This is a genomic window from Pantoea sp. CTOTU50773 (assembly GCF_032082325.1).
Lineage (GTDB): Bacteria > Pseudomonadota > Gammaproteobacteria > Enterobacterales > Enterobacteriaceae > Pantoea > Pantoea communis.
On the sequence record NZ_DAMDQC010000004.1, the window covers coordinates 19,004 to 40,126 of the forward strand.

Annotated in this window: 13 protein-coding genes; 6 read left to right on the forward strand and 7 right to left on the reverse strand. The window is 56.4% G+C overall.

The features are described from left to right. Position 1 precedes the first annotated feature (1 nt). Genes bcsC through bcsR form a run of 5 tightly spaced genes read right to left on the reverse strand, consistent with a single transcriptional unit; the run spans position 2 to position 9,318 of the window. Positions 2–3,475 (reverse strand): cellulose synthase complex outer membrane protein BcsC, encoded by a 3,474-nt coding sequence (gene bcsC / locus RT340_RS01240; protein ID WP_313373601.1) that lies wholly within the window; start codon positions 3,473–3,475, stop codon positions 2–4. After that, on the reverse strand, positions 3,468–5,771 hold the full coding sequence (bcsB, locus tag RT340_RS01245) for a cellulose biosynthesis cyclic di-GMP-binding regulatory protein BcsB (protein ID WP_283216164.1): 2,304 nt from the start codon (positions 5,769–5,771) through the stop codon (positions 3,468–3,470). The genes bcsC and bcsB overlap by 8 nt, the downstream gene beginning before the upstream one ends. Before the next feature lie 9 nt (positions 5,772–5,780). Continuing rightward, on the reverse strand, positions 5,781–8,396 hold the full coding sequence (gene bcsA / locus RT340_RS01250) for a UDP-forming cellulose synthase catalytic subunit (protein WP_313373605.1): 2,616 nt from the start codon (positions 8,394–8,396) through the stop codon (positions 5,781–5,783). After that, positions 8,393–9,124: a cellulose biosynthesis protein BcsQ gene (gene bcsQ, locus RT340_RS01255; protein WP_160833361.1), complete on the reverse strand. Its 732-nt coding sequence runs from the start codon at positions 9,122–9,124 to the stop codon at positions 8,393–8,395. Before bcsQ ends, bcsA begins: the two co-directional genes overlap by 4 nt. Further along, entirely contained in the window at positions 9,124–9,318 is a 195-nt protein-coding gene (bcsR, locus tag RT340_RS01260; protein WP_313373608.1) for a cellulose biosynthesis protein BcsR, read from the reverse strand. The genes bcsQ and bcsR overlap by 1 nt, the downstream gene beginning before the upstream one ends. A 193-nt stretch (positions 9,319–9,511) precedes the next feature. On the opposite strand from bcsR, the gene bcsE reads away from it, so the two are divergent. From bcsE to RT340_RS01290, 6 genes are all read left to right on the forward strand, one after another. Next, complete coding sequence (bcsE, locus tag RT340_RS01265; protein ID WP_313373611.1) at positions 9,512–11,059, forward strand: cellulose biosynthesis protein BcsE; 1,548 nt, start codon at positions 9,512–9,514, stop codon at positions 11,057–11,059. Further along, the gene (bcsF, locus tag RT340_RS01270; RefSeq protein WP_038643825.1) at positions 11,059–11,247 is read left to right on the forward strand and encodes a cellulose biosynthesis protein BcsF; all 189 of its coding nucleotides are present in this window, start codon (positions 11,059–11,061) and stop codon (positions 11,245–11,247) included. The genes bcsE and bcsF overlap by 1 nt, the downstream gene beginning before the upstream one ends. Continuing rightward, positions 11,247–12,887: a cellulose biosynthesis protein BcsG gene (gene bcsG, locus RT340_RS01275; RefSeq protein ID WP_097118499.1), complete on the forward strand. Its 1,641-nt coding sequence runs from the start codon at positions 11,247–11,249 to the stop codon at positions 12,885–12,887. The genes bcsF and bcsG overlap by 1 nt, the downstream gene beginning before the upstream one ends. Before the next feature lie 308 nt (positions 12,888–13,195). After that, positions 13,196–15,208 (forward strand): biofilm formation regulator HmsP, encoded by a 2,013-nt coding sequence (hmsP, locus tag RT340_RS01280; protein ID WP_182057602.1) that lies wholly within the window; start codon positions 13,196–13,198, stop codon positions 15,206–15,208. 230 nt (positions 15,209–15,438) lie between these two features. Further along, positions 15,439–16,719, forward strand: a complete 1,281-nt coding sequence (locus RT340_RS01285; protein ID WP_034827821.1) for a dicarboxylate/amino acid:cation symporter — start codon at positions 15,439–15,441, stop codon at positions 16,717–16,719. 245 nt (positions 16,720–16,964) lie between these two features. Beyond that, positions 16,965–18,479 (forward strand): pitrilysin family protein, encoded by a 1,515-nt coding sequence (locus tag RT340_RS01290; RefSeq protein WP_313373614.1) that lies wholly within the window; start codon positions 16,965–16,967, stop codon positions 18,477–18,479. Between the two features lie 279 nt (positions 18,480–18,758). On the opposite strand, the gene RT340_RS01295 is transcribed toward RT340_RS01290, so the two are convergent. Further along, positions 18,759–19,631 carry an alpha/beta hydrolase gene (locus tag RT340_RS01295; RefSeq protein WP_034827823.1) on the reverse strand — a complete coding sequence of 291 codons (873 nt, stop codon included), beginning with the start codon at positions 19,629–19,631 and terminating at the stop codon, positions 18,759–18,761. A gap of 434 nt (positions 19,632–20,065) precedes the next feature. Continuing rightward, entirely contained in the window at positions 20,066–20,998 is a 933-nt protein-coding gene (locus RT340_RS01300) for a sugar kinase (RefSeq protein WP_313373616.1), read from the reverse strand. Between the last annotated feature and the right edge of the window lie 125 nt (positions 20,999–21,123).

The following is a 21,123-nucleotide window of genomic DNA, read 5'->3' on the forward strand; positions in this document are numbered from 1 at the left end:
TTTATTTGAAGTCCGCATACGGCTCAAGCGGTTGTGGTGGCATATCCATATCGCCATTCCAGCCGCCCATTGAATAACGCATGTAGATCAAGCCGTGACTCGGGGTGTAATCCTTGGCTTGCTGAATATCCATCGCGAGACCGACTGACCAGTGCGGCGTGATGCGTCGTTCTACCACTGCTTGCAGGGTGTAACCAAAACCGTTGCCGGAACTGCTGTCGGAGGTCGGGTTGGAAGCCAGCGTAAAGCCAGGATTGACCGGATAACGCTGCTGACCGTCGGTTTGCGATTGTGACCAGGAGACCGAGCCGCTCAGATCAAACGACCAGTTATCGGTGCGTTGACGATAAGTGACCGGCACCGCCAGCGAGAAGTACTGCTGCGGACTGTAATAGCCGCCCTGGCCAAAGGTGTAATCGCTCAGGTCTTTCTGGTAATGCCACAGCATGCTGTTAAGGCCCACGGTGGCGCGGCGATTGTCTTCGTTGATCAGCTTGTAGTAGTAACCGGCCATCAGGCGTTCACGGCTGTTGTCCGCCACGTTCTCACCGGTGATTTGATGGGCGCTGATATCGGCCCATACGCCATTCGCGCCGCCCTGATCATAACTCAGTCCCACCGAACCACCGGTTGCCACCACGCCGCCCCAGGTTTTACCGCCGTTGGCCGACGGATCGCGTGCACCGGCATAGGCCAGCAGCGAGCTGGAGATCGGTCGGCGTGAAGCGGTGAACGTCACGCCAATATCTTCCACGTCGGTTTTCCAGCTCAGACCGCCCACCCAGTTAGTGACTTCAAAGCCGAGCGGTGTGGTGCCGATATCGCCAGACCAGCGATCGTTATGCCAGCCAACGCCTATCGCCGTGCCTTCATCACGCTGGGTAAAGTCGCGGCTACAGCCACCGGAGTTATCATCATTACAGCTACCAAAGCGTTCGCTGTGGCTGCCATTGCTGGTGGCGAAGGTGCCTGCCGATACCAGCACATGATCGACGCGTAAAAAGCTGCGCCCGTCGGCCAGCGGTGTCTCCGCCTGCATCATGGTGGTATGCGCGGTGAAATCGGAGATACCGCCGGTGCCTTTATCGCGCGAATAATCCTGTTCGAGCGTGAAGGTGGTGTCCTGCTGACGATAGAGATCAGCGGCATCGCTGCGAATACCGCGCTTCAACCAGTCATCACTGGCGTCATTACGCGTCAGGCGGGTATAGCTGTCGTTATCCTGCGGCACGTCGCGGGTGATGCCGCTGGCGGCCATCGCCAGGCGATAATCCTGCTGCGCTGCATCCGGCTGTTGCTGCTGAGTTTCCAGACGTGCCGCATCGCGATAGACCAATGCTTTGCTTTGCGACGGGGCTTCTTTGGCGGCGCGCATTTTTAAATCATTGAACAGCTGCTGCGCATGCGCCGTATCGCCGCTGTTTTGCCATGCCAGCGCCACGCGGCGTCCGCTGTTGATATTTTGCTGCGCCACGCTGGCGGGTAAAGCCTGCAGCGCTGTGCGTGCTTCGTCTTTGCGCTTCAGGGCGATAAGGGCTTCGATACGGCCCAGTGCTGCATCATTGTTGGTTGCATCCTGCTGCAGTACGTGTTGGTAACTCGCCAGCGCCGATTTCGCGTCGCCGCGTTCCAGAGCCCAATCCGCCAGGGTGATATCACGTCGCGTCGAGGCCGGTTGCTGCTGCAACAGTGCCAGCGCGGCAGATTCATTGCCGTTGGCGCGCAGCTCACTGGCGCGGGCGTAGACTTTATCCTGCGTTAAGCGGCCCGCCAGCTCGTGCATATTGCTGTCCCAACGCGTTTCCGGCAGGCGATGCAGTGCCGCCAGTGCCGCATCATCCTGATCGCCGGACGAGAGCCACAGCGCCCAGGCATAGAGCGCGGCGGGTTCCTGCGCGTGCTGACGCACCATGGCATCCATCACCTGGGCGCCTTGTGCTTCTTCGCCACTGCTGCGTAGCGCACCGGCTAAACGATATGAGAGCCAGATATCGTTGGGGTTATCCTGCGCGGCCTGGCGATATTTCACCACCGCCTGATGCCATTGACCTTGCTGCGCCAGCGCATCCGCTTCAGCCCGCAGGCTGTCGCTGCGCAGTGAACGCAACGTCTCCGCCAGCGACCGCTGTTGCGCGGTGGGCAGGGCATTGATAAACGCCATCGCGCGAGCCGGTGACTGCTGCTGATACAGCGCTGCCAGTCGGCGCACGGCGGTGGTATTGCTGCGATCCAGGCGCAGCGCCTGTTGCCAGTACTGTTCGGCCTGCGCGTCGTTTTTGCGCGCCTGCGCGACATCACCGAGGCCAATCAATGCCCAGCTGTCACGGTTATCAATGGCCTGCGCACTGCGATACTGGTGTTCCGCACCGGTCACATCGCCTTTTTTTAGCGCGTCGTCACCGTTGTTGATCGCCAGCCAGTAGCGGTTGGTTTGCAACAGTGATTGCCACTTGCCAATCTGGGTGCTGGCCTGTCCGGCCTGAATCGCTTTCTGCAGCCAGCCGATCGCCGCTGCGCGGTTATTGGCTCGCGCCTGCGCCTGACCCATCGCGCCCATCAGTTCGGCATCATTCGGGTTGGCTTTCAGCGCGGCGCTGAGTGACGCGATGGCACCTGCGCCTCCACCAGCATCGACCAGCGCCAGCCCGCGCATGCGTTGACGATAAGCGGGATCGGCCAGCAGCTTCTGCTGTCGGGCCAGTTCTTCCTCGCCGCGCTGTTGCGCATCACCGGAAGTGAATACCTGCAGATACTGCTTCAGACTGGCAACCGTGCTGTCTGACACCGGCTGATTTTGAATCTGTTGCAGCCAGAGTTCGGAGGCGGCATCACGCCCGCCGTCACGATTGGCCAGACGACGCAGCTGCACCAGCGCCTCGCCTGGCTGATTGTTATCAAACGCCATGCGCGCCAGTTGCAGTTCAACCCCAATATTGCCGGGATAACGCGCTTCCAGCGCCTGCAACTGGCGATAAGCGGTGGGCTGCTGACCGGGTAAACGTGCCACCAGTCGCCAGTATTCCAGTTCAGTATTCACATCCGGGAACACGCCGTGGAACAAGGCATCCCAGGCCGTTTTAGCTTCTTCAACGCGACCCGCGGTGGCCAGCAAACGCGCCTGCTGCAGTTGCTGGCGCCCTTCAGCGCTCATCAGACGCAGGCCGGTTTCCGATTCACGCGTCGCCACGTCATTGGGCGCGACCTTCTTCAGTTCATCCAGCAGCGTCTGTGCTTTTGCCTGATCGCCCTGACGCAGTGCCATGCGAATTTGCGCTGCCAGCACCTGCGGATTATCAGGGTCGATTTTTTCCAGGCGATAAAGCGACTGCTGCACCAAATCATACTTGTTGGTGGATTCACCGGTGCGAATCTGCATCAGCAGCCAGGCCACTGGTGACACCTGAGGGCCCTCGGCAGCCATGCCGGAGCCCGCCAGGATAGTGGCAATCAGCAGACCGAGTGGCAGTTTATTCATCGTCTTCCAGCTCGGCCAGGCGGCGACGGCTCACCATGCGCATCAGGCGCCATGCCATCAGTGCAAACAGTATCACCACCACCACGGCACAAATCGCCAGCCACACCGGATGCGTTGCCAGCAGATTCCACAGGCGCTCCCACCATGGAAGATGGCCGACGAAGTAGGTATCGCCGACGCGCACGCTGGTGACGCCCGATTCTCGCACAACGGTGGCAGAACCGAACACGGCAGCGCGCTTGCCGCTATCGAGCAGGGCATTATTCAGCAGATCCCAGCCGCGCGGGCTGTCGGCCAGCAGCGCAACCACGCTGCGCTGATCGTTAAACGGCGACTGGAAGCTGACGATGGCACCCATCGGGCCGCGTGAGCGGATACCGGTCTGGCTCTCTACCGCACGATCGCTGGCGGACACCGGTACGTTCTGCGCGGTAATCGGGCGTGATGGCATGTTGATCCAGCTACGCGCCGCATCCGCCAGCAGGTTGATCTTTTTGTCATCCTGCAGATCCTGCGGAATGCCGCCGATCATGAGCAGGTCTGCGTCTTTATCTTTTGCCTGGTTCCAGTCATCGCTCATCTGCACGCGCAACGCCGGATAGCCGGTCTGGGCACCGATGGCGCCCAGTGCGTTCAGCATCGTGCTCACTTCACCGTTCACGGGCTTCGGCTGTACTAACACCAGCGTCTGCGCCAAATCGGCATAACGGCTGTAAGGGAAACCGGCGTTGGCGTATGCACCCAGTGAAGGCATTTCGATGTAGTGGCGATAGCCGGAGAAGTCGATGCTGGAGTTGTCATCGATCACCACATGGTGGCCCACCGCGGTGACGGTTTCGCAACGGCCGTCGGCGGTGCCACCAATAAAGGTGTTGGCGTAATCAAAGCTGAAGCGCAGTTGGTTGACCACGCCGAGGCGCAGCGCCGGGATGGTCAACTGGCGGTTGCTGTCCTGCAGGCCTTGCATCAGCGGAATGCGCATGATCTGCTGGCCTGCCGTGTCTTTCGGCGTCAGCGGGTAATCCTGCATGAATTGATTGTTCAGATGCACCGCCAGGCGCGAGCCATCTTGCTGGATCGGCGAGGTGTAGCGGTAAATCAGATCCATGTCGATGCCGCGTGCGCGGACCAGGAACAGGTCCGGCGGCAGGTTCAGCGTCAGACTGATCGGGTTCGGTTGCAAACCATCGGCCTGCAGCTGGTTCTGATACTGCGTCAGCTCGGCAAACGTGGTGCGGCGATCGGTGCGCACCCAGTTTGGCGCATCATAGGCCTGACGCGGTGCCAGCATTTTCACACTGTCGATGGTTGAGGTATCCCCGCGCAGCAGCAGTTCGCCTTGCGCAATACCTTCGACGGCGGTCAGCAAATCGTTGTCATCGCGGCCGAGAATCAGCAGCATTTTTTCGTAGGGATTGTCCGGCTGGCTCACCATTTCCACCGTGGGTTTCTCCACCGGTGGCAGATCTTTCAGGAAGTCCGGGCGATGATCGTTGGTGGCAAACACCACCGCATGCTGTTCTTTTGGTAACTGGTTATACAGGACCGGAAAGGATTGACCACGCCACTGTGCTTTGCTGCCGAACCACGAAGCCAGAATCCCTGCGGCACGCTGCTGCAGCAGGTTAGGCTGATTGCTGAACACCATTGGCAATTGCAGTGGGCGGCTGTCGCGGGCATCAAAGAACGGTTCCGGGAAGTGCGACAGGTCGTTCTTTAACGGCAGCTTTTGCAGCGTCAGGTCGAGTTTGCTTTCTTTACCGATATCCATCCAGATGGTGCTGTTGGCCGGGTTTTCACACACGTTGGCGTAATGACCCACCAGTTCGAGGCGCACGCGGTTAAAGTCACCGATAAAGCGCGGATCGATCGGCAACTGAGTTTGATTTTCTTTGCCCAGCTGATCGGCGGTCACGGTGACCAGTCCCACCAATTCGTCGTTGAGATAGACCTTGAGTTGCGACAGCGTCGGAATCAGCGCCGGTGAAGGACGATAGCTGAGCGTCAGCATGGCGCGTGTCACCACTTCATCACTGCGCACGCCGAACTCAATCTGGCTGGTGGGCTCGGTGCCGCGCAGCGTCATGCTGCCCGGCGGCGGCGCGACCTGATTAAACAGCAGTTGGCTGTCGCGCAGCGGGGCATTGGCATCCAGCGGCTGGCTGACGACCGGCAGCGGTATCTGTGCACTGGCGCGCGGTGCTTCAGGGGCAGAAGGCTGCGGTGCGGCCTGTGCCAGCGTTGCAGTGCCCAGCAGCAGGGCAGTAAACCAGCTCAGTTTTCTCGTCATGGTCATATCATCAACTTATGAAAAATCGGTTTTGATTGCCGCAGGTGCGCGGCTAATGCCCTGCGGCAGCAGTGTTGCCAGCCAGCTCACCAGGGAAGTCAGTGCACGGAAAAGACGGCGCAGCGGAGCAGGGCCATACTCCGCCAGACGCAGGTAACCTTTGAAACCCAGCACCATAATATCGGCCAGACTTTGCACCGGTTTATCTTCAGGGAAGCCGTCTTGCCACAGTGCCCAGGTATCGGCGCGGGCGAAGGTGCACTGAATAAATTCAATATGCTGTTGGGTAGTGAGCTGATGCAGGCGAATACCGGCGCGTCGGCCAAATACGCGTTGTACCTGGCACGGGAAGCTGAATTCCTGCTGGCCACGGCGCAGCAGCAGCCACACGGGCTCATCCTCTTTTAGCGCATCCGCTTCACGCAGTTCGACGCCGACACCGCCATCGGAATAGTCGCGCAGGGTGCACGGCACCATATGGCCATCCTCACGCGCAATGGCGGCGGGCATGGCGATCTCCACACGGTGCGCTTCACGAATCTGGCGCGCTTCCACCGAAACCGCCACGGCACCGCCGAGAATAATCATGTTGTACACCACCCACACCAGGCTGACCCAGATGGTGAGCATCTCGTTGGCCGGGCCATACGCCATGCGCCAGAACGCCATGCCGATACCCGCGATATTCAACAGCACCAGCATCATATACGGCTTGGTGATCACCCAATCGAGATGGCGCTCTTCGACCAGGCCACCTTTGGCTGTGACGTTGAACTTGCCTTTGTGCGGGTTAAACAGCGCAACGGTGGTGGGGCGCGCGATATACCACGCCAGCACGGTTTCATACACTTCACTCCAGAACGAGTGACGCCAGCGTCCCTGAATGCGCGAGTTAGTCAGGCTGGTGTGCAGCATGTGCGGTAGCACATAGATGGCGATCGCCAGCGCCGGCGCGTAGATGATGTAGGCGTGGCATAGCAGAAACGCCAGCGGTGCCAGCAGGAAGATCAGACGTGGAATCCCGGCGAGGAAGTGCAGCATAGCGTTGGCGTAGCACAGGCGTTGCACCAGCTTTAAGCCTTTACCCATCAACGGGTTATCGAGACGGAAAATCTGCACCATGCCGCGTGCCCAGCGAATACGCTGGCCAATGTGCGCCGACAAACTTTCGGTGGCGAGGCCCGCCGCCTGCGGAATACGAATATAGGCAGAGGTGTAACCCTGACGATGCAGACGCAGCGAGGTGTGCGCATCTTCGGTTACGGTTTCCACCGCTATGCCGCCAATCTCATCCAGCGCGGCGCGGCGCAATACGGCGCAAGAGCCGCAGAAGAACGCCGCATCCCAGGTATCGTTACCGTCCTGCACCAGGCCGTAGAACAGCGAGCCTTCATTGGGTGTCTGGCGGAAGCGACCGAGGTTACGCTCGAAGGGATCGGGCGAGAAGAAGTGGTGCGGCGTTTGCAGCATCGCAAGGCGGTGATCCTTCAGGAACCAGCCCATGGTCATCTGCAGGAATGAGCGCGTCGGTACGTGGTCACAGTCAAAAATCGCCACGTAATCGCTGCGGCAGGCCACTTTCAATGCGTGATTGATGTTGCCAGCTTTGGCATGTTGATGGGTAGGGCGCACCACGTAATTGATGCCCACGCTGGCGGCAAATTCGCGAAACTCCTCGCGGCTGCCGTCATCCAGAAGGTAGATGTTGAGCTTGTCCTGCGGCCAGTCGATGCCCATCGCGGCATAAATGGTTGGTTTCACCACGCTCAGCGGTTCGTTGTAGGTGGGCACCAGGATATCGACGCTGGGCCAGGAAGTGATCTCGGGTGGCATGGAGACCGGCTGGCGATTGAGTGGCCACAGCGTCTGGAAATAGCCCAGTACCAGCACCGTCCATGAGTAGGTTTCAGCGCCAATCAGCAGCAGACCGAATGTCAGACTCAGCGGATCGTCCCAGTTCAGGGTTTCAGTGTAGCGCCACCATAAATAACGACAGGAAATGGTGAGTGACAGCACAATCAGCATGATAGTAGAGAGGCGGCCCGGCACGCGGCGCACCATCATCGCCAGGCCCCACAGCAGCAGTACAAAGACAAATTGCGTGGTGATGCCAAATGGCTGTGAAATACACAACAGCGCCAGCAGGCTGGCGACAATCGCCGCGACCATAAACAGCAGCTGGCGTACACGCGGTGGTAGTTTCTGCAACTGCTGTTCGGTACGCAGATGAATGCCCGTTTTCGCTATGTGCGCGGGAAGCGCTCCCAGCCACTGATAAAAATGCTGACGCCAGCGGAACAGGGGGCCAAACGCGTTAAACCGTTTACGCTCGCTGCGTGCGCTGTTGTCGAGCGGTAACACCAGCATCAGCCACAGGCTCTGCATGGCGTAACGCACAACGTCTAACGGGCGTGGACGTAGCGGCGAGATTTGCGGATAGTATCGCTGACGCTGTTGCAGCAAGCGCTGCCAGCCGGGCATTTCCAGCCGCAGCAGCGACCAGGCGAGCACGCACCATAGCAGATGCAACATCACGGTTAAGCGGCCCGCGCCGTGCTGGCGCGCCACGCGGGCACGGCTTTGCAGCGCCTGCCAGGCCTGAGGTATCAGCAGCCAGCGCAACGGATTCACGCCGCACCGCCCGCAACGTTCAGCAATAGCCAGTTCGCCAGCGTATTGATTTCTTCGCTCGCCAGCGCATGAGGACGATATTCGCCCACCGGTTGTTTCATCATCAAGGCTTCTGCCAGTGCTTCATCGCGGTGAATCACCTGCGGAATCAGATTCTTTAGCGTGCGCAGCCACAGTTGATGCAGATCCTGTTGCAGCTGACTGTTGGCGTTGAATTGATTGATCAGAAACAGCGTGTGCGGCAAAAAACGCGGATGGTGCAACCGCAACTGGCAGTTAGCATCCAGCGATAGCACCTGCAACAGGCGATCGGCGTGGAGGGCGAAGGATCGTTGCCACGGCAGCAGATCCGCTGGAAGGTCGAGGATCACCCAGCGATAGTGTGATTTCAGGGCCGGCAACGCCTTCAGCAACGGCGTGGCGAACGAGGTGTCGGCGTTTTGCAGACTTGAGCACTGCTGAGAGGTTAATGCGCCAAACGGCAGGAAATCGAGACCGGTTTGATAGCGCTGCGCGCACTGCTGCCACGGCTGCTGTTCCAGCAGTGCGGGAACCCAGCCCTGGGTGTGATTGAGCGGCAAGTTAAAATGGGCAGCCAGTTGATTCGAATCAGAAAAGTCGATGACCAGCACCGACTCCTGTAAAGCATTGAGCGCCCAGCCAAGTGCCGCACTGAGTGATGTTGCGCCACAACCGCCGCGCAAACCTTGTAAGGCAATGACCGGCATTAGCGTTCAGGCTCCTGGTCGGCGGATAATTCACGCAGCAGCGGCCAGCGCGTCAGCAGACTATTCAGTCGCTCTTCGCGGGCAATATCAATGTAACGAAATGCCTTAAGGGAAAAGGCTTCGCTCAGGGTATTAATGTCATCCTGATCTTCAGTGGTAGACGCGATCAGCGAAAAGGCATTCTTTGTTTTCATTACTTTTTGCCACCAAAAAACAGCAATGGATGAATTGTGGTTCTATTTTTTGTAAAGTTTAAACCCGGAAAAATGCGCAGACTATGTAAAAATCGATATCATTTGAGATAGCGCAGGTTTTAATTATTTCAGCAGTTCCAATCGTTGCCGTCTATATTAAACTAGCCTGGATTGTTCTGATCGCGAAACAAATATGAAAAATCGCTATGCGCTTGGCCTACAACAGGTTCAGCAGGAATTAGTTAACCTGCAAAATCCGGGGTTTTATTGGATTACCAGTCAGCGTCAGGAAGACGCGCGGGTACTGCTGCGTCAGGTGGTGAGCCATCAACAGGCGGCAACCCTGGTCAGTTCAGATGAGAAGCCTCAGTCTTTACTTACGCCGGACCCACTGACGGGCCCAGCGCGCATTCCCTTATTTTCGCTGCCGGCCAATAAACCCGGCCTGCAGCATCTGGAGAATGATTTCGCGCGTGTACTGAATAGCCGCAGTGGTTTAGTGCTGTTTTACAGCAATGCAGCGCTGTGGAGTAAATTATCCGAGGATGAACTCACGCTCTGGGTGAAACGCATGCGACGATTGTTAATCAAAAAACAAATCACGCTGCTACTGATCACTTCGGGGGCGTCAATTATTCATCTGCGTAATCATCTACAGCGTTATTTTCGCCAACTTGATGGTGTCGCACATTTAGAATTTCAACAGGATAGCTGGCAATATCGAATTAACTGGTGGTATTCCGCAGACAAATTACTGGCTGACCGTGCAATTCGATTGAGTTGTAATGAGAATCAATTCATTGCCATTAATGAAGTGGAACAAACTACGCCGCTTAGCCTCAATGATGAAAATCAGTTTCTGGCACAGGAAGGGGTGCTGGAAGGTGCGCCGCCGCTCTCCAGCCAGTGGCAACTGTTTAGCGACAATGAGAGCGTATTCTCGCGTGCCCAGCAGGCCAACGCTGCCACGGTCATTTTTAGCCTGGCCCATAACCAGGATATCAATGCCCTGGCAAAAATGGTCCATAGCTTGCGCCGCTCACGCGGTAACGCATTAAAGATTGTGGTGCGCGAAATTAGTACCAGTCTTAGGTATAGCGATGAGCGGTTATTGCTGGCGTGTGGTGTCAATGCCATCGTGCCCGGTGCACAAACGCTGTCACGCTTTCTCACCACGCTGGAAGGGATTCAGGGCCAGCAGTTTACGCGTCATGTTCCGGCCAACTTGCCCGCGCTGATGCAGGCATTACAGCCGCTGCAGCAAAAAGGGTATTTGCAGCTGGAGCCGTTCTGCGCGGCGGTACAGCAGCTGATGAGCAATACGCTGCTGCCGGAAAACGACAAGGGGCTGATGGTGGCATTGCGCCCGGTGCCGCAGCTGAAACCTGAGCAGATTCTGACGCTGTGTAAACCGCGTCGTTTTGGTGATTTGGTGACGCTGATTAACGATCGCATCTATCTGTTTCTATCATCCTGCCGCTTCAACGATTTGGATATCGCGTTGAAATCGATTTTCTCACTGCCGCACGATGAGTTGTTCAGTAATCGCGTGGTGTGGTTCGAGGACAACCAGATTTTGTCGGAAGTGCATAAGATTCGCCAGCTGACGCCGGTGGCGCAGCGTGAAGTGCCGATGGCACCGATTGAGGCCCCGCGGGCAAACAAGGTGTCCGCTTCTGACCTGCGTGGGGCGCAAACCCCGCAGCCTATTATTCTCAATCTCGATGGAGATCGCCGCTGATGACACTGATGGATTGGGTGCAGGTGGCGATCCTGCTGTTATTAATTTTACTGTTCCTGAAATCGTTGTTTGTGCGCTGGTTACCGCGCAGTAGCACCAGCCTGCTGATGCGTCTGCTGCCACCGCGTGCGCTGAAGTCGGAAGGGCAGTGGCAACGCAAATCTGCTAAAACGGATACCAAACCGTAATGAGTAATAACAAACCTTCGACGCTGCACGCTTCGTGGTGGCGCGGTCTCGGCGGCTGGAATTTCTACTTCCTGATCAAATTTGGTCTGTTGTGGTACGGCTACCTTAATTTTCATGCGCTGAGCAATCTGGTGTTCCTGGCGTGGCTGCTGTTCCCGCTGCCGTCACGTCGTTTGCATCGTGTGCGTCACTGGGTATCCTTGCCGATTGGCTTTGCGCTGTTCTGGCATGACACCTGGCTGCCGGGGCTGGAATCGATCATGAGCCAGGGTAGCCAGGTCGCGGGCTTCTCCTCAGCTTATCTGCTCGATCTGCTGGAGCGCTTTATCAACTGGCAAATGATTGGCGCAGGCTTTGTGCTGCTGGTGATCTATATGTTCGTGGCGCAGTGGATCCGCGTCACGGTGCTGGTTTCTCTGATGCTGATCTGGCTTAACGTGCTGACCATTGCCGGACCGGCGATGAATCTGCTGCCAACCAAAGCGGCGACACCGGAAGTGGCATTGAATAACCCTCCAGCCGCGACCAAAGCACCGGAGGGACTGGACCAGTCTGCACCACCGACCAGTGCCAATCTGACCTCCTGGCTCAATCGTTTCTACGACAGTGAGCGCCAGCGCGCCACCCATTTTCCGGATGCGCTGCCCGCGGATTCTCAGCCGTTTGATATTTTAGTGATCAACATCTGTTCGCTGTCATGGTCGGACATGGATGTGGCCCAGTTACGCGACCATCCATTGTGGAAGCATTTTGATATCCTGCTGGACAACTACAACTCTGCCACCGGCTACAGCGGTCCGGCAGGGATTCGTTTGCTGCGCGCCAGCTGCGGCCAGACTTCACACTCCAATCTGTATAAGGCCACCGACCAGCGCTGCTACCTGTTTGATAACCTGGCGAAGCTGGGCTTTAAGCAGGAACTGATGATGGATCATACCGGCGTGTTTGGTAACTATCTCAAAGAGCTGCGTGAAGAGGGCAATTTGCAGGCACCGCTGATGTCACAAGCGGGAATTGCGCCAGAATTGACCTCCTTTGATGGTTCGCCAGTGTTCAATGACGGGCAATTGATGCAGCGCTGGCTCGACGATCGGACTAAAAGCAGCGATGCGCGCAGTGCCACCTTCTACAACCTGATTCCGTTGCATGACGGCACGCGCGAGTTGGGCAGCACGCGCACCGCTGACTGGCAGCCGCGCGCTAAAATGCTGTTTGATCAGCTGGATACATTCCTGACCAATCTGGAGAAATCAGGACGCCGCGTGATGGTGCTGGTGGTACCGGAGCACGGTGCTGCGCTGCAGGGCGATAAAATGCAGATGTCCGGTCTGCGTGATATTCCCAGCCCGAGCATTACGCATGTGCCGGTGGGCATTAAGTTTGTCGGGATGAAAGCGCCACACCAGGGACAGCCGTTGAGCATTGATACACCAACCAGTCTGCTGGCGATTTCCGAGATCATTTCCCGCGTGGTGGATGGTCAGGTGTTTAACGCGCCGAACGTCAATATGTCGGTGTTAGCGGATAATTTGCCGCAATCACCGGTGGTGTCCGAGAATGATAATGCGGTGGTGATGATGTATCAGGGCAAACCCTGGATTCGCCTGAACGGCGGCGATTGGGTGCCCTATCCGCAATAATCTCTCAATGGCGGTGCAGCAGGTTGCACCGCCAAATTCGGTGCACAATTCCTAATCACCGATTTATCTCGTGTTTCCCGCCTCTTTTCGACTTTATCCCGGCGCAAATCAAGGCTGACCTGCGATATACTCGCTGCGCATTTCATCTATACCCGTCATTCTTCAAGTTGCAGGTGCGTTGGCTGTGCTCATTTACCCCAGTCACTTACCTGAGTAAGCTCCTGGGGATTCATTCCCTTGCCGCCTGCCTGCACCTTGAATAATTTAGGGTATTCATAGTCGATTTAAGTGGTCGGGAGAGGGTTTTGTTGCGCGTCAGTCGCTCGTTAACGATAAAACAGATGGCAACGGTGTCCGCCGTGGCGATGGTTACCATCAGCATCTTTATCGTCATCCAGTTATTCCACTTTGTGCAGCAGCGCAGAATCGATTACGCCCAGCAGATGGAAAATATCGCCCATACGGTGCGCCAGCCGTTGTCGGAGGCGGTGCTGAAAGGGGATATTCCGCAAGCCGAACGCATCCTGAATACGCTGAAACCGGCGGGCATTCTGTCGCGCGCCGATGTGGTATTGCCGAATGCGTTTCAGGCGCTGCACGCCGATTTTGTGCCGGAAAAACCGGTACCGCGCTTCGTGGCACGTCTGTTTGAACTGCCGGTGCAAATCACGCTGCCGCTTTATTCGGTAGAGCGTACTGGGCTGCCGAAGCCTATCGCCTATCTGGTGCTGCAGGCCGACTCTTCGCGGGTATACCAGTTCCTGCTCAGCACGCTCTCGACCATGATCACCACCTATTTGCTGCTGGCGCTGATACTTTCGGTGTCGATTAGCTGGTGTATCAATCGCCTGATCGTCCATCCTTTGAGAAGTTTGTCGCGTGATTTGCAGGAGTTGCCACCGCAGGCCATTCTCACGCACAAGCTCGACCTGCCGCATAATCATCGCGACGATGAAATCGGCATGCTGATCCGCAGCTACAACCGCAATCAGCAGGTGCTGGAGTCGATTCATGATGAAATGAGTCGCATGACCACCCATTTTGCTGTCACCGATCTGCCTAACCGCGCCCTGTTCCTCGCGTTGCTGGATCAGCACGCCAGCCATCGCCATAGCCGTCAGCCATGGGGATTGATGGTGATCCGTATCGAAACACTGCAGGAAGCCAACGGCGTACTGAGTGATGAGCAGCGCGATACGCTGATGCTGACGCTGGTAGAGAAAATTCGCAGCACCGTTGACGATCACACGTTACTGGCACAAACCGGGCCGAGCGATTTCGCGCTGCTGATGAAGCGCGCGCACAACCCGTTCCGCGCCATGCGTCTGGCGCGCAACCTGATGATTCGCATTAACCAGCCGGTGAACCTGCATCAACTTCAGCTGCGTCCAAACGCCAGTATTGGCCTGGCGCTGCATGATGACAGTGTCGTCAGTGCCAGCGAGCAACTCGACCGCGCGACCTCGGCAATGATGTCGGCGCGTCATCAGGGCAAAAACCAGATTCTGTTCTTTGATCCGGCGCTGACTGAGCGGGCGCAAAAACGCCTGACGCAGGAGCACGATATCCTGCAGGGGTTGCAGGATGGTCAATTTGCACTTTATCTGCAGCCGCAAATCAATATGCAAACCGGTGAGCTGGCGGGCGCGGAAGCGCTATTGCGTATGCGTATGCCGGATGGCAGCTATGGTTTGTCAGAAGAGTTTATCGCCAGCGCGGAAGAGATTGGGGTGATTTCCGCGATTGGGCGCTGGGTGTTTGAAGAAGCCTGCCGCATCCTTGCCGCGTGGCAGAAGCTCGGCATCAATATTCCGCTGAGCGTCAATATATCGGCAGTTCAGTTGCGTGACCCCAGCATGGTGAGCCATTTGCAAGGCTTGCTGGAGCGCCATCGTATTGCACCCGGCAATTTCGTGCTGGAAATTACCGAAACCGCGCAGATTGGCGATGCCGAGCAAGCGATTTCGCTGCTGCGTTCACTGCAGCAAACCGGCGTGGCCGTGGCGCTGGATGATTTTGGCATGGGTTACTCCAATCTCAATTACCTGCATCAGTTTAAAGCGCTGCCGGTGAACAAGCTGAAGATGGACCGCAGTTTTGTCGCGGCGCTACCGGATGATGACACCATGGTGCGTATTGTCGCGGCGATTGCGGACATCATTCATCTGGATGTTATTGCTGAAGGCGTGGAAACCGATGAGCAGCGAGACTGGCTGCTGGCACGCGGAATTACTATAGGGCAAGGCTACTTATACGCTGAAGCGCTCCCTCTTAACGTCTTCAACCAACGCTGGCTTGACAGCTCGTCACATCCTGAATAATCACATTGTTTATTGATTTTCCTCACGAAATTGCAGTCAGATAGTTTGCTGAAGCGTTTCAGTTCATAGTTAGAGTTTTGTAACTTTTGTAAGGAATGTAAGGGTATATTAATCCTGTTATCGGAGTGTTATTTTCCCGCAATCGGTAAGGTTTTTCGCTTCCAGGCGGCTTGCCGCATGCGATCTCCATAATAATGGCGGTGAATTCCGTCTATACCTGGACACCTGTTATGAAACTGTTCAAAAGCCTCTACTTCCAGGTGCTGGTTGCCATCGGCATCGGCGTCCTGTTAGGTCACTACTATCCTGAGTTAGGCGCGCAAATGAAGCCGCTTGGCGATGGTTTCGTTAAGCTGATCAAGATGATCATCGCCCCCGTGATTTTCTGTACGGTGGTGACCGGTATTGCCGGCATGGAGAGCATGAAAGCAGTTGGACGGACTGGCGCAGTTGCGCTGCTCTACTTTGAAATTGTCAGCACCATCGCACTGATTATTGGCCTGGTCGTGGTTAATGTGGTGCAGCCGGGCGCGGGGATGAACGTTGATCCCGCGACTTTGGATGCCAAAGCCGTGGCGGTTTACGCCCAACAGGCGCAAGAACAGGGTGTTGTTGCCTTCTTGCTTGATATTATCCCGGGTAGCGTGATCGGTGCCTTTGCCAGCGGTAATATCCTGCAAGTGCTGCTGTTCGCCATTCTGTTTGGTTTTGCCCTGCATCGTCTGGGTAACGCCGGTACTGTGATGTTCAACGTCATTGAGAGCTTCTCCAAAGTGATCTTCGGCGTTATCAATATGATTATGCGCCTTGCGCCGATCGGTGCCTTCGGTGCCATGGCGTTTACCATTGGTAAATACGGTGTGGGCTCACTGGTGCAGCTCGGTCAGCTGATTATCTGCTTCTACATCACCTGCGTGCTGTTTGTGGTGGTGGTGTTAGGTTTGATTGCACGCTGGGCCGGCTTCAACATCTTCAAATTTGTTGCCTACATCAAAGAAGAGCTGCTGATCGTGCTGGGTACCTCTTCATCTGAATCTGCGCTGCCGCGCATGCTGGATAAGATGGAGAAGCTGGGTTGTAAGAAATCGGTGGTGGGTCTCGTTATTCCAACGGGATACTCTTTTAACCTTGATGGCACCTCGATTTACCTGACCATGGCGGCGGTATTCATTGCCCAGGCCACCAATGCGCACATGGATATCTTCCACCAGATCACGTTGTTAGTGGTGCTGCTGCTCTCCTCAAAAGGCGCAGCGGGCGTGACCGGCAGTGGCTTTATCGTGCTGGCGGCCACCTTGTCTGCAGTCGGACATTTGCCGGTAGCGGGTCTGGCGCTGATTCTGGGTATCGACCGCTTTATGTCCGAAGCGCGTGCATTGACCAACCTGGTGGGTAACGGCGTGGCGACGGTTGTCGTGGCGAAGTGGGTCGGTCAGCTGGATGAGAAGCAGATGAAAGCGACGCTTTCTTCAGCGAAAAAGGTCAATAACGCCTCACAAACCAGCGTCTGATCGTCTATTTGCGTTAATTTCCCGAGAAATGCCCGCTGTCGCTTGCCCTGACAGCGGGCATTTGCATAATAAACCCCATTGATTTTTTTCCCGATTTTTTACCTCGTTGCGCGACATCCTGACCTTCCTGTGGTCAAAGAGTCTGTTCTTCATTAAACGTGGCGGCTATGGGCCGCGCCGGTCACCAAAGATGTGACCGTACATGTCGCGATAACGAGCGTTGATCTGTTTATGTAGGGGTTCACATGCAGGGCACCAGAATTCGACTTTTGGTTGGCGGATTAATCCTTGCGGCATCCGGCTTTGGCGCGCACGCCGAGACACTCCAGCCCGATCCCGCGTGGCAGGAAGGCAAACTGGACAATGGTTTTAGCTGGCAGTTACTCACCACGCCACAACGTCCAAGCGATCGTATTGAATTACGTCTGATTGTTAACACCGGTTCACTGGTGGAGAGCGCTCAGCAAACCGGTTTCAGCCATCTGATACCGCGTCTGGCAATGGTGCACAACACCGCGCTGGATACCAATCAACAGCGTTCACTGTGGCAGCAAGCCATGGATCCGCAACGCCCGTTGCCGCCAGCGATCTCATCGTACGATTACACCCAATACAACCTGAGCTTGCCCAACAACCGCCCGGAGCTGCTGAAAGAAGCGCTGAACTGGCTGGCGGCGACCGCAGGGAAAATGACCATCAATGAGCAGGTGGTATCAACCGCGCTGACCGCGACCGATCCGATTGCCACCTGGCCGCCAAATACCCAGGATGTCTGGTGGCGCTATCGCCTGAAGGGTTCAGCGATGCTGGCGCACGATCCGGGCGAGCAGCCGCGTGCGCCGGTGGATATTGCACAGCTCAACAGCTTCTATCAGCAGTGGTACACGCCGGATGGCATGACCCTGTATGTGGTGGGCAACGTTGACAGCCGCAGCATGGCAGAACAAATCAACAAAACCTTCTCCGCGCTGAAGGGGAAACGGGTTGCGCCCGCAGCGCTGCCTACGCTCTCTCCTTTGCCGCATCAGCCTGTCAACCTGGTGAATGGCGGGATGAGTCAGGATCGCCTGTCTCTGGTGTGGGATACGCCGTGGCAACCGATTCGTGACTCACAGAACTTACAGCACTATTGGCAGAGCGATTTGGCGCGTGAAGCGCTGTTCTGGCATGTGCAACGCGCTCTGGCGGACAGCAAAGCACAGAGCGTGCAGGTGGGCTTTGATTGCCGCGTGCTTTACCAGCGTGCGCAGTGTTCCATCAACATGGACAGCCCGAACGCATCGCTGGCGCAGAACATGAACCAGGTGGCGAAAGAACTGGCGGCAGTACGTGATAAAGGGTTACCGCAGGATGAGTTTGATGCGCTGATGGCGCAGAAGCTGCTGGAACTGAATAAGCTGTTCGCCACCTATGCGCGCACAGATACCGATATCTTGATGGGGCAGCGTCTGCGCTCGCAGCAAAATGCGGTGGTGGATATCGCGCCGGAGCAGTATCAAAAGCTGCGTCAGGCGTTTCTCAGTGGGTTGACGCGTGACCAGCTGAATCAGGAATTGCGCCAGCAGCTGACGCAGGAACTGACGATGGTGCTGATTCAACCCCAAGGTGAAGCTGAGACCAACGTGAAGATGCTGCAGGACGACTGGGATAAAGTGATGAAGGTACCGGATGCGCCTGCGGCACCGGCGGCTTCTGATGAAGCTAAACCGGAAAGTAACGGCAGCGCGAGCGCGGCCGACCCGGCTCAACCCTCGTCATGACGCAGGATTTATCATTCATGGCCGAGTCATAAAGTCTTATGATTCATGGCATATGAGATCGCCAAAAAAATTTGAGTAGCAGCACAAAAGTGCCTTGAGGCGCTTTTGAACATCACATCCATGCAGCCACGTCGCTGCGTTTCAGGGCATGAATTATCCCTGAAATAATTTGAGCCGCATTAAGGCGGCAAGTATGTTCATCGCCAGTCACTGACTTAAGCCGGTGACTGGGGTGACTGCGTGCAGCCAGCGCCGCTGCGGTTCAAATTATGAAGGGGATTATGTCTTAGCGCGTAGCCATTCGGTGACCAGCATCGGCCAACTGGCGAGGGGCAGATCCGCGACGCCGCGAATGCCAAATCCATGGCCGCCTTTCTGATAAAAGTGAATTTCCACCGGCACCTTGTGCTCACGCAGGGCGCTGAAAAACACCATGCTGTTGTTTACCGAAACCGCGTCATCATCGCTAGCGTGAATCAGCAGCGTGGGCGGTGTCTGCGCATGTACGCGCGTTTCCATGGAATACGCATCAATCAACCTCTGATCCGGCCATGCGCCGAGCAGGCGAGTGCGCGAGCTTTCGTGTGCCAGACCGTCGCGCATGCTTATCACCGGGTAGAGTAGCACCATGGCATCTGGACGTGGCGAGAAGCTGTCGGCCTGATCCTGCACTGGATAAATTTTCTCACCAAAGCGCGTCCCCAGGCTGGCAGCCACGTGCCCACCCGCTGAGAAGCCCATCATCACAATGTATTTGCCGTTCATGCCGCGCTGCGCACGATCGCGCAACACGCGCACCGCACGTTGTGCATCGGCCAGTGGGGCATCGGGACCTTCGTGATGGCCATCGTAAGGCAGGCGATAAGTCATCACTGCCAGCGTATACCCCATCGATGTGAAGAACGTGGCGAGGGCACTGCCTTCACGGTCAATCAGCACTCGCTGATAGCCGCCGCCGGGCGCCACCAGCAGCGTTATGCCGTTGGAGGTTTCCGGGTGCCAGATTGCCATTTCAGGGCAACGCACGCCGGTCGCGGCGCGGTCATAAGGTTCGTACTCTTTGGCGAGATCGACGATTTGCGGTTGAGCGCGCGAATCACTCGCGCCTGGCGCATCACCGTGTGGCCAGATATTAATGATTTCTGTGTGCATAAATCAGTCCTGAGCGAGTCGTGTTGTCATTATTTTGTTCGCGGCCGGATTAACAGCGTCCTGCTGTTGTTGATTAAAACATGGTCTGTTTTCGCGCTGGCGTCCAGCCGAAAACCCACCATTTCTGCAGTTTCGGACTATGCCTGGCGGCCCGATTTCTGTCCGTAATCTATTGAATTTAAATTGATATGGTAAGGGTTACTAAACTGGCGTAGGCGGATATGAGCCAAAGATGGATCGCTGGCGAGGTTAGTTAAAATTCACAGTGTAATCTCGGGATTTAAGGCAAATTATCCTGTGCATTGTGTAAGTCGTGATTATCAAATCAACAGCGGCAAAGTGAACGACTGGCGCCCTGCATCGTGCCAACGGATATCCAGCGGCGCCACGCGTCGTGCCTGAAATAGTGCCGCTGGGAAATGTTGAGGGGAGGGTTATTGCGGCATAGCGCTTAAAGGGATAATGGCTCCGCGATGCTGGATCACCGTGCTGGCGGTGAGATGACCGCGCGCGGCCGCATCTACTGCCCTCCCTCCGGCTAAACGTACAGCCAGATAACCGGCGCTGAAAGAGTCGCCTGCGGCAGTGGTGTCGATCACCTTCTCTTTTGCCAGCTTGATGGCGGGCACTTCACGCAGCGGCTCATCGCCTATCGCCACTAAACAGGAATTGGCACCGCGTTTGATGGCAATTTCCTGCACACCGGCTTCGCGCGTGCGTGCAATCACTGCGTCCAGCGGCTGTTCACCCCACAGCAGGTGCTCATCATCCAGCGTCAGGAAGGCGATATCGGTGTGATGCAGCATCTCGGCATAAGCCTGTTGCGCGCTGGATTTGTCTGCCCACAGACGTGGACGATAATTGTTATCGAAAATGACCTTGCCACCGTTTTGGCGACAGGCGCTGAGCAGTGCCATCAGTTTCTCTCGGCTGGTGGCCGGCAGAATCGCCAGGCTTATACCGCTGAGATAGAGGTAATCGTAGTGGGCCAACTGGGCGCAAATCGCGTCAGAGTCTGGGCCATCCAGCCAGAAGCGCGCAGCGGCATCATTGCGCCAATACCAGAAGGTGCGCTCGCCGTGTTCGTCGGTTTCAATGAAGTAGAGGCCCGGCATTTTATTGTCGAGGCGCTGAATGAGCTGGGTGTGAACCTGCTCCTGCTGCCAGGCAGCGATCATCTGGTCACTGAAACTGTCGGTGCCCAGCGCGGTGACATAGTCCACCCGCAACTGCTGGCTATCTGACTGGCGTGCCAGATAAACCGCCGTGTTTAGCGTGTCGCCGCCAAAACCACGTTTGATGTTCTCACCTTTTTCGGACAGCTCAATCATGCATTCGCCAATGATGGCAATGTTCTTCTGCGTCATGGTCTTCGGCCTGTAGTGAATTCTGCCCTCGAGTCTCGCGTCTGGTATGGCAGCTGTCAATGGTTTTTAAAACGATGTTTTAATTTAACTTAAGGTGCCTGCACCCACTTTCCACGGCGATTTAA

Bases quoted from the DNA above. Each gene is read 5' to 3' on its own strand.
- bcsC (WP_313373601.1), bottom strand. From the start codon at position 3,475: ATGAATAAACTGCCACTCGGTCTGCTGATTGCCACTATCCTGGCGGGC.
- bcsB (WP_283216164.1), bottom strand. From the start codon at position 5,771: ATGACCATGACGAGAAAACTGAGCTGGTTTACTGCCCTGCTGCTGGGC.
- bcsQ (WP_160833361.1), bottom strand. From the start codon at position 9,124: ATGCCGGTCATTGCCTTACAAGGTTTGCGCGGCGGTTGTGGCGCAACA.
- bcsR (WP_313373608.1), bottom strand. From the start codon at position 9,318: ATGAAAACAAAGAATGCCTTTTCGCTGATCGCGTCTACCACTGAAGAT.
- bcsE (WP_313373611.1), top strand. From the start codon at position 9,512: ATGAAAAATCGCTATGCGCTTGGCCTACAACAGGTTCAGCAGGAATTA.
- bcsF (WP_038643825.1), top strand. From the start codon at position 11,059: ATGACACTGATGGATTGGGTGCAGGTGGCGATCCTGCTGTTATTAATT.
- bcsG (WP_097118499.1), top strand. From the start codon at position 11,247: ATGAGTAATAACAAACCTTCGACGCTGCACGCTTCGTGGTGGCGCGGT.
- RT340_RS01285 (WP_034827821.1), top strand. From the start codon at position 15,439: ATGAAACTGTTCAAAAGCCTCTACTTCCAGGTGCTGGTTGCCATCGGC.
- RT340_RS01290 (WP_313373614.1), top strand. From the start codon at position 16,965: ATGCAGGGCACCAGAATTCGACTTTTGGTTGGCGGATTAATCCTTGCG.
- RT340_RS01295 (WP_034827823.1), bottom strand. From the start codon at position 19,631: ATGCACACAGAAATCATTAATATCTGGCCACACGGTGATGCGCCAGGC.
- RT340_RS01300 (WP_313373616.1), bottom strand. From the start codon at position 20,998: ATGACGCAGAAGAACATTGCCATCATTGGCGAATGCATGATTGAGCTG.